The following is a 14,098-nucleotide window of genomic DNA, read 5'->3' on the forward strand; positions in this document are numbered from 1 at the left end:
AAGACGGGCTAAACCGCCAGCTTTCCTTGTTCGGCCACGTATTGCAACGCCTCGCGCATGAACTCAGACGGGTTTACGCGCAGTCGTTCGAGTTGCCGGTATGCACAAGCTTTGAACACGCCCTCGATACGAATGTTGATGGACCCCATAAAAGGCGCTCCCTGAAAATACAGTCGTTATGATCGTACCTTTGCCTTAGCCCGACAAAACCCTGGCGCAGTGCTCGACCAGCCTGCAGCCTGACATTTTTGTCAGTACCCAGGCCCGCACTATCGCTCTACCGTATCTGTAACAGCATTCGACAACAACGGAGCGAGCCCACCATGAGCCTTCACCTGCAATCGAACGACCAGGCACTTAATAGGCTGATTACGGAAATCATGTCCGACGAGACCGTCACGCTTCAGGAATTTCGTGACATTCGAGATCAATCCGACGCCATCCTGGATGCTGAAAAGGCGACATCACCTGCCATCGCTTCAATCCTCTCGGACTTCCAGACCCAGGCCGATGCCCTGACCGACACATTACAGAAAATCGCGCTCACCATTCGTAAGAACAAAGTCGACATGCCCGCTTTCGAGAACATCAAAAAGGCAATCGAATACCAGCTGACCTACCTGGTCATGGCCTATGCGTCTTCGGTTGAGCGCTACAGCGTGCTCAAGACGGGTGTGAACACCATGGCCGACAAGGCAGCGGCATTGAAGCGCGGGAACGACCAGCGACTCGACGCTGAGTATGGCTCATCGGGTTCTGGTAAGGCGTCCGGTGCGGCTCCAGATACTGACAAACGGTAATCCCTGCTCGAAGGGCTTGAATGGCCATTAATGCGTCGGGCCCTATATTTTGATTCGGGTTATGCCAAACGGAGAGGCTAATTACAATGGTCTCAAAGGTCTTGAAAAACAAAACGCTCGATGCAGTGCATCGGGCGGTTCGAGGCCTACCGTCCTACCTAAGCAGGTGAGAACCTGTTGCAAGGCTAGGCATTGGATTCAGATATTCCCATTCAGGCAGCTATTCGACCCCGCGCAGATGTCTTTCGGTAAACCTGATCATGCTCGTGGCAACGAACGCATGTCAGGGAAATAATCGACGCTGCGCAGGACCTGCGACACGACAGAAGTCCATACCCTCTACCTCCACCCCAACTCCCCGGACAACCGCCCCACCACTCCCTTCACCACCGGCACCAACTCCCCCATCTTCCCCTCCGACATGTACGGCACCGTACTCGCCACACTCACCCCCGCCACGATCCGCCCACTGGCATCGCGTACCGGCGCCGCCACACAACGAATCGACGGTTCGTTGTCTTCCAAATCGAACGCATACCCCCCCGCCGCATACTCGACCATCCGCTGCTCGAACTGCGCCCAGGTCTGCTCCACATGCTGCGGCCAGAACGCGCTCTTGCCGCCGGCTGGCAGGCTGGTTTCATACAGCCGCTGCCACTCGGCAGGGGTGTCGTCGATCATCATCGCTTTGCCAATGCCGGTGCGCGCCAGCGGCATGCGGTGGCCGACGCGGGAGCGCATTTCCGGGCCGTTGCGGCCGGGGGTCTTGTGCAGGTAGAGCACCTCGTCGCCTTCGCGGATAGCCAGGTGGATGGTGTCGCCGGTCAGGGCCGAGAGTTCGTCGAGATACGGCGCGGCAAGGGCTACCAGGGGTAGTTCTTCACGTGCCTGGAAACCGAGTTCGATCAGCTTGGGACCGAGCAGATAGCCGACCTGGGGCAGCACGCGCAGGTAGCGCTCCTCCACCAGGCAACTGACCAGGCGGTGGGTGGTGCTGCGGGTGGTACCGATGTGCTGGGCGATGGCCTTGAGGTCGCGGGCGCCGGCGGCAACGGCCTGCACGACGCCAAGGCCGCGCAGCAGGGTCTGGGTGCCGGTCGGGGCGGCGTCCTTGGGAGGGCTGGTGGGGTCTTGCATGGGTGGCCTGCGAGGGTGAGCGGATGGGCGGGCGACAGTATGGTCGCCCGCAGGCGGAGGCTACAACTCGATGCGCTCGACCTTGCCCACCAGCAGGATGTACGACAGCGCGCCGAGCAGCGCCAGGGCCGCGATGTAGGTGATGGCCGGGGCGAACGAGGCGCCGCTGGCGAGGAAGCCGATCACGATCGGGGTGACGATGGCCGACAGGTTGCCGATGAAGTTGAACACCCCGCCGGTCAGCCCCAGCAGGCGCGCCGGGGCCAGGGTCGAGACCAGCGACCAGGTGATCGAGGCCAGGCCGTTGCCGAAGAACGCCAGGGCCAGGAAGGCGATCACCAGCGGTGTGGATTCGACGAAGTTGGCGCCGATGATGGCCGTGGAAATCAGCAGACCCCCGATGATCGGCAGCTTGCGGGCGAAGCCCACGCTGGCACCGCGGCGTATCAGCCAGTCGGAGAAGAAGCCCGAACACAGCACGCCGACGAAGGCTGCGAGAAACGGCAGCGAGGCCAGCAGGCCGGATTTGATGAAGTCCATGCCGCGGTATTTCACCAGGTAGGTCGGGAACCAGGTGAGGAAGAACCACAGTGTCGAATTCAGGCAGAACTGGCCGAGGTAGATGCCCCACAGCTTGCGCTTGCTGAGCACGATGCCGAGGTCGGTCCAGCTGAACTTGGCTTTGACCTTGGCCTGCTCGGCCTGGATGTCGACCAGCCCGCCGCCGGCACGGATCAGTTCGATTTCCGCCTCGTTGGCACCTTTGAAGTCGCGCGGCTCGCGGTACACCAGGTACCAGATCACGCCCCACAGGATGCCCACCGCGCCGGTGGCGACGAACACCATGTGCCAGCCGAAGGCATGTTGCAGCCAGGCCAGCACCGGCGTCAGGAACGCCAGCCCGACAAACTGCCCGGAGGTGTAGAAGCCGATGGCCGTGGCCCGCTCGCGCTCGGGGAACCAAGTGGTGACCACGCGGCTATTGATCGGATAGGCCGGCGCCTCCAGTGCGCCGACCGCCATGCGCAGCACGAACAATGCGATGAAGCTGGCGGCAAAACCCAGCAGCACCGTGGCGATGGACCACAGCACCAGCGCCACCGTGTAGAGAATGCGCGGCGGCACCCGGTCGACCAGCCAGCCGCCGGGGATCTGCATGGCCGCATAGGTCCAGCCGAACGCCGAGAACACCAGGCCGACATGGATCGGGTCGATGCCCAGCTCGCTGGTCAGCGCGGGCGCGGCGATCGACAGGTTGCTGCGGTCGAGGTAGTTGATCACCACGGTGATGAACAGCAGCACCATGATGAAAAAACGCTTGCGGCTGGGCGCCACCAGGGCGGGTTGCCCGGCGAGGGTCTGCGGTTGCATGAAGAGTGCCTCTTGTTGTGATTATTGAGGTCGGTTCAGCGGGTGGAGGGGCGCGCCGCTACCACTCGGCGAAGCTGCCGTCGGCGTGGCGCCAGATCGGGTTGCGCCAGCGGTGGCCGATGGCTGCGCGCTCGATCACGTACTCTTCGTTGATCTCGATGCCCAGGCCTGGGCCGTTAGGGATTTTCACCATGCCTTGCTCGTAGTCGAACACGCCGGGGTCGCGCACGTAGTCGAGTAGGTCGTTGCTCTCGTTGTAGTGGATGCCCAGGCTCTGCTCCTGGATGAACGCGTTGTAGCAGGCGGCGTCGAGTTGTAGGCAGGCGGCCAGGGCGATGGGGCCTAGCGGGCAATGCAATGCCAGGGCGACGTCGTAGGCTTCGGCCATGTTGGCGATCTTGCGGGTTTCGGTGATGCCGCCGGCATGCGAGGCGTCGGGTTGGATGATGTCGACGTAGCCCTCGCTGAGCACGCGCTTGAAGTCCCAACGCGAGAACAACCGCTCGCCCAAGGCAATGGGCGTGCTGGTCAACGGCGCCAACTCTTTCAGTGCTTCGTAGTTCTCGCTGAGCACCGGCTCTTCGATGAACATCAGTTTGTAGGCGTCGAGTTCCTTCATCAGCACCTTGGCCATGGGCTTGTGCACGCGGCCATGGAAGTCGACACCGATGCCGACGTTCGGGCCTACCGCGTCGCGCACGGCGGCGACGTTGGCCAGTGCCTGGTCGACCTTGTCGAAGGTATCGAGAAATTGCAGTTCTTCGGTGCCGTTCATCTTCACGGCGGTGAAGCCGCGGGCCACGGCTTCCTGGGCCGCACGGGCGGTGTCGGCCGGGCGGTCGCCGCCGATCCAGGAGTACACGCGGATCTTGTCGCGCACCTGGCCGCCGAGCAGGTCGCTGACCGAAACGCCCAGCGCTTTGCCCTTGATGTCCCATAGCGCCTGGTCGATGCCGGCCAGGGCGCTCATGTGGATGGCACCGCCGCGGTAGAAGCCGCCGCGGTACAGCACGGTCCAGATGTCTTCGATGTTGCGCGGGTCTTTGCCGATTAGGTAGTCGGCCAGTTCCCCGACGGCGGCGGCCACGGTGTGGGCGCGCCCTTCGACCACGGGCTCGCCCCAGCCGGTCACGCCCTGGTCGGTTTCGACCTTGAGGAAGCACCAACGCGGCGGAACGATGAAGGTGGTCAGTTTGGTGATTTTCATCTGCTTGTCTCTCTTGTTGGATGCAGCGCGGTGGTGGATCAGCGCAGGGCTTGCCAGGCAGTCACGTAAGCCTTGGCATTGGCCGCGACCTGCTCGGGCGTCATGCCGGGCTTGTACAGGCCGGACCCCAGGCCGAAGCCTCGGGCGCCAGCGTCGTAGAACTGCTGCAGGTTGTTGGGCGTGATGCCACCGACCGGCGCCAGCAGCGTGCCGGCAGGCAACACCGCCAACCAGGCCTTGACCACCGCCGGGCCCATCTGCTCGGCGGGGAACAGCTTGAGCACGTCGGCGCCTTCGGCCAGGGCGGCGAAGGCTTCGGTCGGTGTGGCGACGCCGGGCGCCAACCACAGGCCGGCGGCTTTGGCCGCACGCAGCACCTGCGGGTCGCTGTGGGGCATGACGATCAACTGGCCGCCGGCGTCTTTTACCTGCTCCACTTGCGACGGCGTGAGCACGGTACCGGCACCGATCAGGCAATCGGCAGGCAGGCGGTCACGCAGCAGGCGGATGCTCTGGTAAGGCTCGGGGGAATTGAGCGGTACTTCGATGACGCGGAAGCCGGCGGCATAAAGCGCCTCGCCCACCGCGACCGCTTCGGCAGGGTTCAGCCCGCGCAGGATTGCGATCAAACCGTTCTGTGCCAGTGCTTGTTCGAGCATTTGGGGGGCTCCTATTAAAGGACAGGTAGAGGGCTGGCGCGGACCAGGCCGGCGGCGAGCGCCAGTTGCCAGAGGCCGCGCTCGGTGGCGTGTTCGGCGACGCTCGCAGCGCCGAAGCCGCAGGCTTGCAACGCCCGGTCGTAACGCGCGCACAACGGGCCGTTGCCGATCAGCACCACAGCGGGCAGGTGCGCACTGTTGCGCCGTTGGCGCTGTGCGTTCGCGAGCGCTGCGAGCTCGTGGCCGATCAACAGACCGGAGAGGTAGTCGGCCTGTGCCGTCGCGCTCAAGTCGCCGGTCAGGCCCAAGGTGCGGGCGCTGAACAGGGTGGAAAGCGGGCCGATGTCGCCCTCGCTCGACAGCGCGACCTGCACACCTCGGTCGAAGGCATCGGCGTCGAAGGTGCCGCCACGCTGTTGGGTGCGGCCCAGGATGCTGTGCTCGCTGAGCACTGCGAACACCTCACCGGTCATGAACGTGTCGAAGTGCTGAATGCAGCCATCGGCTACCTGCACCCATTTCGAATGGCTGCCCGGCAGGCCGACCAGTACGTCGCCATTGGGCAGGCTGGGTAGCGCGCCGAGCACTTGGGTCTCTTCGCCGCGCATGACGTTGGGCAGGCGCGAACGCTGGATCACGCCCGGCACGATGTGCACGGCGACGCCTCGGCGACTGTGCACGGTATGCAGCCCAGCACAGAGGCTGGCGACATCGGCGGGGGTGTCTCGGTAGGCCGCTTCGCGCCAGCCCTGGGCGCTGCCGACCATGCCGCAGGCGATCACGGGCAAGTTGGGCTGGGCGTCGAGCCAGTCGCCGCAGGCGTCGTCGAAGGCCAGTTCGAACCCGTCGCGGCACTGCTCGCCCTTGATCGGGCGTGGGGTGTTGGGCAGTTGCATGATGCCGCTGGGCAGTGCGCGCACGTCCAGCACCTGGCCGTCGGCTGCGAGTTTGTAAGCACGGAGAGAGGTGGTACCCCAGTCGAGCGCGATCAATTGCGCCTGCATCGCTTCACCTGTTGTGTTTTTGGCAGTGAGTGGGGCGACTATAAACCTGAGAGAGCGGAAATTCCAATATGTAAAACCGAATCCCATATATTGGGAATTAAAAATTGTGGTCGGTAGCGTATTGGTGAAGCAAAACAGCGATGGCAGCCGTACCCGCACGCCTAGATCTGGAAGTCGAGGCGGGTCTCGCTAGCGTGTTGTTTCACAGAGGGCGTATCGAGGAATGAGCGCGATGTGCCGGTCTGGGCCGGCACTGGAAGCGGTACAGCCCCGAGAGGCCTGCCGATGGGGATGAGTCAGGCCGCCGGGATTGTAGATGGGCGTGGACATGGCCGAACGAGTTTCTTGCTCGAAGCGATGTCCAGTTAAGGTTTCGAACCTGCGTCTTTAGCGGGTGCCTCCACCCGATCTACCAACACCTGCTGCTGCGTCAGCAAATCCGTCAACGCCACCTCACGTTCGTTGAGCTGCGGAGTGATCATCACCGAGCGGATCAACCGCTGCGTACTCCCTCCCCGCGCCTGGATGTTCTCGAACGTGACCACGATCGAATCGTTGCGCCAGTGGCCGATGTCGAACCCGCCTGCAGCCAGGAAAACCCGGATATCGCGTTCGTCGTTGAAAGCGTTTGCCGGCAGTATCAGTGGACGCTCGTTGAGGAACACCTGGTAATACTGATGCGAGCCGGCTGGAAAATTCTCTTCCACCACATGCTCGATTCGCCAGTGGTGCACGGTGTTCTCATAGACCACGGTGCGCTGGGTCTGGTGGCCGCTGCACGCGGCCATGATGGGCAGCACGAGCAGGCCGAGGCAGTTTCGAAGGGTGCGCAGGATCATGGATTCGGCTTCGCTATCGTTGAACGTTGGAATGGGCAGGCTTGAAAGCCTACGTTGGCTGAAGGCGGATGCGCAATGGATCGACCGCCCTGTCGCGTCTACTGAACGGCTGAAGTCTGGGAATGACAGTCACCGGCGAGCGTATGCAACTGTGTTCAGACAGCTAAGTAACAGACTTGATCCGGGCCTTCTTAAGCTATATAAAATCTTCCATAACAATCCTTATAGCCTGTAAGAACCTTTTTGGCAGCTATTAAAATGACAGTTTTTCCGCTCGCATGTGCCGACAGGCTAATGAAAATAGGGCTTCTAGCCCGAACCCGTCGACTCGAACAGAAAATTCGCCGCAAAGACCTGGCCGCACAGACCGGTCTATCGCTCACCACCCTCGGCAAAATCGAAGCCGGCGTACCCACCGTGGAGATGCGCAGCTACATGATCGCGTTGTGGCATCTTGGCGTGCTCGACGAGGCGTTTCAGGACGTGCCGATGACTTCCCCCGCATCGTTCGCCACGGAGCATCGGGTGCGTCTCAAGCGTGGCTCAAGGGAGGATTTCTAATGGCCAGTCTCTACCTCTATATGCAGTTGCCCGGCAGCCTCGAGGTCGTCACGCTTGGGCGTCTCGACATTGAAAAGGGTGTCGGGACATGGCGCTATGGCCCCGAGTACGTCGACGCGTCTGGCTGGGTGCCGGACGCCAAGCGCTACCCGTTACGCCATGAGCCTTACACCCGAATCACCAAAAACCGAGGTATTCCCGGTTTCATCCGCGATGCTGCGCCCGATGGCTGGGGTGAGCGCTTGGTGGTGCGCGAACATGGCGACCAGACAGAGGCGCTAGCGTTTTTGACAAAGTCACCCAACCATGATCGAGCAGGCAATATCCTGACAGGCGCCACCAGGATGCCTACACCCGGTATTGGCCAGGCTGGGTTGGGCAAGATCACTCAATTGGATGCCTTCATCGAATTTGCCGATGGCGTCCAAGGCGGTTTCCCTCCCGGTGCTGACAGCGGTACCAGAGCCACCTTGCAGCAACGTTCCTCCCTGGGAGGTGCTCGGCCCAAGTGCACGCTGATCGAAGACGACAGGCTGCTATTAGCCAAACCCCGCGACCGTTACGACCTGTTCGACGTGCCAGCTCTGGAATATGCCTGCATGTCATTCGCCGCTAGCAAAGGGCTGAATGTCGCTGTCACCCAACTGCACCGAGGTCGGATCAACACGTTGCTGGTCGAACGGTTTGATCGGATGCCCGCAGGCAATGGGCAGTTTTACCGCGTGCCGATGCTCAGTGGGCTGACATTGCTCGACAGCGACTGGAACAACCCAGCCGGCTGGGCGCGCGAATGGCAGTACGGCTTGCTGGCCGACGAAATGGCCCGACGCAATGTGCCGGTGGCTGATTTGCACGAATTGTTCAAGCGCATCTGCTTCAACATCCTTGTAGGCAACGACGACGATCACCCCAAAAACGTGGCTTTGATTTACCAAGAAGCACAGTGGCGCCTGTCTCCACTGTATGACGTGCTACCGACCACCGAACGACAGGCGCCTTCCAGGCTGGCAATGGGCGTTGGAAGCTATGGGCATGAGTTGTCACGCCGCAATCTGCTCAGCCAGTGCGAACACTACAAGCTATCCGAGCGAGATGCTTTGGCGCTGATCGATGAAGTGGCTGGGTGGGAAGCCGATCTGGCGGCGCACTACAAGGATCACTTGAGCCAATCCGAGCTGACCGTTGCGCTCGAGGCCATGGGTGCCGAGAAGCTGCGTCGATGAAACCGAGGGGCACGCTTCGAAGTCATGTATGCCCCTCTATTTTTTATGCATGCGTTGGAAAACGAATCGACAGGCCACCTAGCTAGACTGGAGGATGGGGCCACAGCTACCGCAACCACCCCTCCAACAGCCCCACATTGCCGCAAGCCAACAGCAGCCCCAGCAAAATCCGGCACTTTCGCGGGCACAAAGCCCCTGCCATGTGCACCCCACGCGCCTGGAGGTCTATCTCTCCCCCGACGAACCCATAACTCGACCTCGCCGTCGACCCGCTGCCAGTACGCGTGGCAACGACCACAGGCATCTGCGCCGCCAGCTCACCCAAGGCCTCGGCCCAGGCGTGCGATACGTGCCCTGCCCCGAACCCCGCGATCACCACGCCGGCATAGCCCAGCTCCGGCAACGCCCACAGCAGGTCCGTATCCGCGCCAAGGCAGGCTTCGAGCAACGCGACTGGCGGTATCGGCCCGGTGGGTACTGGCAGCGGCGCACGCGCACGCGCTGCGCGGTAATACTGCGCGACGCCTTCGACCACCACGCCCTCGGCCCCGACACCGGGCGACTCGAACGCCGCCAGCGCCAGGCTGGCCGTTTTGCGCACCTGGCTGGCGTGGTGGATCGTGTCATTGAGCACCACCTGCACCCCTCGCCCGCGGCTGCACTCGGCCAGAGCCACCTGCACCGCCGCCAGCAGGTTGCCCGGCCCATCGGCGCCCGGCTGGCGCGCCGAGCGCAGGGCGCCGGTCATCACCAATGGCGTAGCGCAGGGCCAGAGCAGGTCGAGAAAATAAGCCGTCTCCTCCAGCGTATCGGTGCCTTGGGTCAGCACCACGGCCCGCGCACCGGCCTCGACCTCGCGCTGCGCCCAGCTCAACGCGTCGAGCAACGTCGGTACGTCCAGGGAGGCGCTGGGTTGCAGGCAGAGCGTGCGCGCCCGCACCTGCGCCAGATCGGCGAGCTGCGGCACGCTGCGCAGCAAGGCTTCGCAGTCCAGACTCGGCGTGACGCCCAGGCGCTCGCCGTCGGGCTGCATACTGACCGTGCCGCCCAGACTGCCCACCGACACCCAGGGTGGCGTGCTCGACCGGCTCATCCTTCACCTCCGGGAAACGCCCAGGCCAACAACGGCACCAGGGTCAAGGTGGTCAACGCCATCGACAGCACGTTGCCGATGTAGCCGTGCATGTAGCTCGGCAGACGCTGACTGATCGCCACAGCTAGGGGCGGTGCGAGCACGGCGCCCAGCAGCGCACTGCCCACCATCACCTGCCAATGCCCACCCACCGTCAGCACTGCAGCCGGCACCACCGACACGATCGGAATGTAGGTGGGGTACCAGCCGCGCGCCTGCCACTGCCTGCGCCACAGCAGCACACCGGTCAGCGAGGCCAGCGCCTGCCCGGCGATGATCTGCACGATCAACTGTGAGCCGTAGGCCGGCGCGGCCGGGGTCAGCCACCAGGCCAGGAAGGCGCCGAGCAGCAAGCCGAGGCTGGCCAGCTCATTGCCGAAGAAAGGCGCTTCGCTGAAATCGGCCAGCACGCGGCGCAAGGTCCAGCCGATGCCATATCGCGGCGGCGGTGCGGCGACGGTCACAGGCTCCGGTCGCAGGCCGCCGCTGACCAGCACCGGGCACCGCTTGCACAGCACGAACGCCAGCACGCTCGCCACGGCCATGCCCAGCACGTTGCCGATCACCACCGGCAGGCCCAGCGGATAACACAGGTAGTTGACCAACAGCAGGCTGGCCGGCGTCACCAGGAGCGCGCCCAACAGCGCGCCGTTGAGCGCCACGCGCCAGCCGCCGCCGAACATCAATACCATGGCCGCCGGGAGCGAGACGAAAGCGACGAAGGTCGGCTGCCAGGTACCGCTGCTCAACGTCCAGCCCCACAGCAGATGGCTGAACAGCAAGCCGAGCAAGGAGCTGACGAACACCCAGGGCCAGAGCCCGGTGCCATAACAGATGGCGAAGCCCTGCCAGCGGTACCCCCGCATATTGGCCCAATGACCCAGGCAGGCACCCAACAGCAGCCCGAGCGCGGGCAGTTCGTGTTTATAGAACGCGACTTCGCTGATATCGCCGAGTATCCAGCGCAAGCGGCTCAAGGGTTGGTCCAGCGTGCTGGAAAGCGTGGCGTAATCGGGCCATTGCCCAGCGACCAGGCTACCCAGCAACAGCATCGACAGCGCCACGAACAGCACCGTGCTGGGGCTTACGACAGAAGAATCGGGACGGTTCATGGGGCCTCCTCAGCGCGGCATCGGTGCGTGCAGGCGATAGCCGAGCGCGGCGTCGTACAGGTCGGTGCGCCGGTCGCGTTGCAGGTCGTTGAGGCTGTTCCAGATGGGCGCGCTGCGTGCGGCGGTGAGGTCGACGTCGGCGTAGAGGATGCACTCCTCTTCGGCGCCGGCCACTTCGCCGATGGGCCAGCCGTTGGTGCCGGCGATCAGCGAGCAACCGAGGAAGCGCCCGTCACGCTCGCTGCCGATGCGGTTGGCGGCGGCGATGTAGAGGTTGTTGACGTGGGCGGCGGTGATGGTCAGGTACGAGGCCATGCAGCGACCGGCCGCGTCGAACAGCGGCGGCGGCGTCCACACCCAGTTGTTCAGGCTGCAGATGATGTCGGCGCCCTGGGCGGCCATCAGGCGCGGCACTTCGGGGAACCAGATGTCCCAGCAGATCAGCAGGCCGATGCGGCCGATGGGCGTTTCGAACACCGGGAAGCCCAGGTCGCCTGGGGTGAACCAGAGCTTTTCCTGGTTCCATAGATGTGCCTTGCGATAATGACCGAGCAGGCCGTCGGGGCCGAACAGGACGGCGCTGTCGAACAACTTCAGGCCGTCGCGCTCGACGAATCCGGCCGCCAGGTACACGCCATGCTCACGGGCCAAGTCCGCCCAGGCACACACACTGCGGCCTTCGCCCAGCGTCTCGGCATGGGCGTAGGCCTCGGCGCGGGACAGGAAGGTGTAGCCGGTGTTGCAGAGTTCGGGCAACACGATGAGGTTGGCGCCAGCGGCGATCGCTTGGCGCGCCAGGGTCAAGCTGTGTTGGAGGTTGCTCTCGCCGTGTTCGACACCCACTTGCGGGTCGAACTGGATGACGGCGATACGGACGGGGCTGACAGGGGTGCAGTGGTCGGTCATTCCGGCTTCCTTTTTTGGGTTTGTTGTGGAAGGCGGCCAGTACAGCGGGGATGGTCGAGCGCCAACAGTCGGGAAATTCCGAAGGGCTCGAAGGAATAGTCGTACGCGCTTGAAGGAGGCGCCCTACAAGGCACGCCTCCTGACAAACATCAACGCACTTGGTACTGCGGATAGTGGTCGAGGGTGAAGTCGCCGTTGAAGCGTGCCTGTGTGCGCTGGCACAGGTTGATCACGGCATCGATGGCGGTGCGCAGGCAGGGCTCGGTCCAGCCGGCATCGACGGAGAAGGACTCCCCAGCCAGATAGAGCCCGGATTCGCCGCCCAGGTCGCGGTTGTATTTCATCAGGCTGACCGCGTCGTAGTAGGTGCCGGCGCGATACAGTTTGGCGCAGCCCAGGGCATTGGCATCGGTGAGCCAGCGCTGTATCCGAATATTACTGGTGTCGACATAAGGTGAAATCGGTTCGGCGATATTGGTGCAGCGCAGTAGGATGCGGTCTAGCTCCTTCAGGCATTTTTCGACCAGTTCGCCGTCCTCGAAACTGGCCAGCTTGCTGGCATCGTCTTCCCAGGTGTAGCTGAGCAGGATGCAGTCTTGCGCGTAGCTGGCGTTGTAGCGATAGGCGTAGACGTCGTGGACGAAGCTGTCGGTGACCAGGATCTGCGGCAGCTGCGGATGGCGATCGAGAAAGGCTTTGTCCAATCCGGCGTAGACCTTGCAGCTGGTCTCCCAATGCGCGTGCTTCCAGGCATCGACCACCGAGTACGGCAGCAAAGCCTTGCCGAAGCCTTCGAGGCGCAGGCTTGTCTCGATCAGCCATGACGGCAGGGTCAGGATCACACTGTCGAAATCCTGAATGCGCAATTGCGCGCTTTCAGGGGCGCTGTGCTGCCAGCGGTAGCTGACCCGGATGCTACCGTCTTCACGTTTTTGCAAGGCGACCACCGAACTGTCGGTCAACAGGCCGTCTTGGCGCGCGATGCAGTGTTCGTAGAGGGAAGTGCCTGCCTCGGCGACGTTCATGAACAGCAGGCATTCGTCCATTGCCACCAAGCCGACATAACCGGGCGACTGGAACGGCAGCCCTTGGCTGTCGGGCAGCGACTGGGCATGCAGATGGGGTGCCGGCAGTGGCTGGCCGTGCTCGTCCACGCGCCCATGCACCAGTTGCAGATGGCTGCTGAAACCGAAGATTGCAGTGCGCAAGGGGTACAGGCAGCACACGTCGTAGAACGCCCCCCAACTGCCGTCGCCAATGCCGATCGAGTAGAAGATCGCCGATTCGTCGGCCGTCATGCCCAACCCACCGAAGTCGCCCGGTTGTTCGGGGTTCAGTATGTCCAGCTTGGGCAAGTCCACCAGGTCGCGGAACGACAAGCGGTGATAGCGCTCTACGATGGCCGACCACAATGCGGGCCATTCGGCCGTGCCATACATACTGGCCACTTGCACTGCGAAACGCTTGGCGAAGCTCAGCCATTTTTCCTGCACACGCTGCAGTGTCGCGGTAGGCGGCGGTGTGTCGCCCTGGGCATTGCGCCATATCAACAAAGTAGGATCGCCCTCCCCATCCAACTGCCCTTCGCGCAGATAGATGCCGGTGGCGTTGACCCACGGCGTGCCGGGGTTGGGGAAGTCGGAAATGCGCAGCTCGAAGAGGTTGGCGTAATACGCCATGAGCGAGCGCCCAGCCTTGGGTGGCTCGCCGGTTCGGTTGAAAAAGGGCATACGCATCGCGCCCAACTCGAAGGGGGTGCAAGCCTGTGCGGATGCTGACGGCGTGCTGGGCACGGTCAGGTGGCGGCCGCCAACACGCTGCGATTGCTCGAACAGAGTGACGTGGGTATAGCCGCAGCGCAGCAACTCACGGGCAGCGGTCAAGCCAGTGACGCCGGCACCCACGATGGCGATGCGATGCTCTGACCGCGTTGCCTGGGCAATGCCGCCAACCTGCTCGATCAGCCGGCGGTAGTCGAAGCACAGATCGGGTGGATTGGGGAATCGCGCGGCCCATGGCAGAGCCGGAGATTCGGGCGTAATGGCCAGGTCGGCAGGATGGTTATGGGTAGATCCGATGGTCATGGTCGAGCTTCCTGGGTGAAAGGAAGCGGCAGCCTGAAGCACCGGTTGTAGCGAAGGTGGCAT

Annotated in this window: 13 protein-coding genes and 1 pseudogene; 3 read left to right on the forward strand and 11 right to left on the reverse strand. The window is 63.2% G+C overall.

The window, feature by feature from the left end; all coding sequences use genetic code 11:
- Positions 1-11 precede the first annotated feature (11 nt).
- A pseudogene (locus B4M43_RS18920) lies at positions 12-149 on the reverse strand (type II toxin-antitoxin system RelB/DinJ family antitoxin); the annotation flags it as partial.
- A 174-nt stretch (positions 150-323) separates the two neighbouring features.
- On the opposite strand from B4M43_RS18920, the gene B4M43_RS18925 reads away from it, so the two are divergent.
- A complete protein-coding gene (locus B4M43_RS18925; RefSeq protein ID WP_296268985.1) occupies positions 324-800 on the forward strand; it encodes a hypothetical protein in 477 nt (158 codons plus the stop codon).
- A gap of 339 nt (positions 801-1,139) precedes the next feature.
- Here B4M43_RS18925 and B4M43_RS18930 read toward each other — a convergent pair whose 3' ends face one another.
- From B4M43_RS18930 to B4M43_RS18955, 6 genes are all read right to left on the reverse strand, one after another.
- The gene (locus tag B4M43_RS18930; protein ID WP_296268986.1) at positions 1,140-1,937 is read right to left on the reverse strand and encodes an IclR family transcriptional regulator; all 798 of its coding nucleotides are present in this window, start codon (positions 1,935-1,937) and stop codon (positions 1,140-1,142) included.
- A gap of 60 nt (positions 1,938-1,997) precedes the next feature.
- Complete coding sequence (locus tag B4M43_RS18935) at positions 1,998-3,308, reverse strand: MFS transporter (protein WP_296268987.1); 1,311 nt, start codon at positions 3,306-3,308, stop codon at positions 1,998-2,000.
- 58 nt (positions 3,309-3,366) lie between these two features.
- Entirely contained in the window at positions 3,367-4,515 is a 1,149-nt protein-coding gene (dgoD, locus tag B4M43_RS18940; RefSeq protein ID WP_296268988.1) for a galactonate dehydratase, read from the reverse strand.
- A 38-nt stretch (positions 4,516-4,553) separates the two neighbouring features.
- Positions 4,554-5,174 carry a 2-dehydro-3-deoxy-6-phosphogalactonate aldolase gene (locus B4M43_RS18945; RefSeq protein WP_296268989.1) on the reverse strand — a complete coding sequence of 207 codons (621 nt, stop codon included), beginning with the start codon at positions 5,172-5,174 and terminating at the stop codon, positions 4,554-4,556.
- 14 nt (positions 5,175-5,188) lie between these two features.
- Positions 5,189-6,178 carry a 2-dehydro-3-deoxygalactonokinase gene (locus B4M43_RS18950; protein WP_296268990.1) on the reverse strand — a complete coding sequence of 330 codons (990 nt, stop codon included), beginning with the start codon at positions 6,176-6,178 and terminating at the stop codon, positions 5,189-5,191.
- 365 nt (positions 6,179-6,543) lie between these two features.
- On the reverse strand, positions 6,544-7,017 hold the full coding sequence (locus B4M43_RS18955; protein WP_296268991.1) for a hypothetical protein: 474 nt from the start codon (positions 7,015-7,017) through the stop codon (positions 6,544-6,546).
- Positions 7,018-7,260: 243 nt separating this feature from the next.
- On the opposite strand from B4M43_RS18955, the gene B4M43_RS18960 reads away from it, so the two are divergent.
- Positions 7,261-7,578 carry a helix-turn-helix domain-containing protein gene (locus B4M43_RS18960; protein ID WP_296268992.1) on the forward strand — a complete coding sequence of 106 codons (318 nt, stop codon included), beginning with the start codon at positions 7,261-7,263 and terminating at the stop codon, positions 7,576-7,578.
- Positions 7,578-8,801 (forward strand): type II toxin-antitoxin system HipA family toxin, encoded by a 1,224-nt coding sequence (locus tag B4M43_RS18965; RefSeq protein WP_296268993.1) that lies wholly within the window; start codon positions 7,578-7,580, stop codon positions 8,799-8,801. Before B4M43_RS18960 ends, B4M43_RS18965 begins: the two co-directional genes overlap by 1 nt.
- 106 nt (positions 8,802-8,907) lie before the next feature.
- Here the strand turns inward: B4M43_RS18965 and B4M43_RS18970 are convergent, their stop codons facing one another.
- The 4 genes from B4M43_RS18970 to B4M43_RS18985 form a co-directional block, all read right to left on the reverse strand.
- Positions 8,908-9,894, reverse strand: a complete 987-nt coding sequence (locus B4M43_RS18970; protein ID WP_296268994.1) for an asparaginase — start codon at positions 9,892-9,894, stop codon at positions 8,908-8,910.
- On the reverse strand, positions 9,891-11,045 hold the full coding sequence (locus tag B4M43_RS18975; protein WP_296268995.1) for a hypothetical protein: 1,155 nt from the start codon (positions 11,043-11,045) through the stop codon (positions 9,891-9,893). The genes B4M43_RS18970 and B4M43_RS18975 overlap by 4 nt, the downstream gene beginning before the upstream one ends.
- A gap of 9 nt (positions 11,046-11,054) precedes the next feature.
- Positions 11,055-11,951, reverse strand: coding sequence for a nitrilase family protein (locus B4M43_RS18980; protein ID WP_296268996.1), 897 nt, complete (start codon positions 11,949-11,951; stop codon positions 11,055-11,057).
- Positions 11,952-12,100: 149 nt separating this feature from the next.
- On the reverse strand, positions 12,101-14,035 hold the full coding sequence (locus B4M43_RS18985) for a flavin monoamine oxidase family protein (protein ID WP_296268997.1): 1,935 nt from the start codon (positions 14,033-14,035) through the stop codon (positions 12,101-12,103).
- Between the last annotated feature and the right edge of the window lie 63 nt (positions 14,036-14,098).

The organism is Pseudomonas sp. UBA6562, from assembly GCF_002434265.1.
Classification (GTDB): Bacteria; Pseudomonadota; Gammaproteobacteria; order Pseudomonadales; family Pseudomonadaceae; genus Aquipseudomonas.

Bases quoted from the DNA above. Each gene is read 5' to 3' on its own strand.
- B4M43_RS18925 (WP_296268985.1), top strand. From the start codon at position 324: ATGAGCCTTCACCTGCAATCGAACGACCAGGCACTTAATAGGCTGATT.
- B4M43_RS18930 (WP_296268986.1), bottom strand. From the start codon at position 1,937: ATGCAAGACCCCACCAGCCCTCCCAAGGACGCCGCCCCGACCGGCACC.
- B4M43_RS18935 (WP_296268987.1), bottom strand. From the start codon at position 3,308: ATGCAACCGCAGACCCTCGCCGGGCAACCCGCCCTGGTGGCGCCCAGC.
- dgoD (WP_296268988.1), bottom strand. From the start codon at position 4,515: ATGAAAATCACCAAACTGACCACCTTCATCGTTCCGCCGCGTTGGTGC.
- B4M43_RS18945 (WP_296268989.1), bottom strand. From the start codon at position 5,174: ATGCTCGAACAAGCACTGGCACAGAACGGTTTGATCGCAATCCTGCGC.
- B4M43_RS18950 (WP_296268990.1), bottom strand. From the start codon at position 6,178: ATGCAGGCGCAATTGATCGCGCTCGACTGGGGTACCACCTCTCTCCGT.
- B4M43_RS18955 (WP_296268991.1), bottom strand. From the start codon at position 7,017: ATGATCCTGCGCACCCTTCGAAACTGCCTCGGCCTGCTCGTGCTGCCC.
- B4M43_RS18965 (WP_296268993.1), top strand. From the start codon at position 7,578: ATGGCCAGTCTCTACCTCTATATGCAGTTGCCCGGCAGCCTCGAGGTC.
- B4M43_RS18970 (WP_296268994.1), bottom strand. From the start codon at position 9,894: ATGAGCCGGTCGAGCACGCCACCCTGGGTGTCGGTGGGCAGTCTGGGC.
- B4M43_RS18975 (WP_296268995.1), bottom strand. From the start codon at position 11,045: ATGAACCGTCCCGATTCTTCTGTCGTAAGCCCCAGCACGGTGCTGTTC.
- B4M43_RS18980 (WP_296268996.1), bottom strand. From the start codon at position 11,951: ATGACCGACCACTGCACCCCTGTCAGCCCCGTCCGTATCGCCGTCATC.
- B4M43_RS18985 (WP_296268997.1), bottom strand. From the start codon at position 14,035: ATGACCATCGGATCTACCCATAACCATCCTGCCGACCTGGCCATTACG.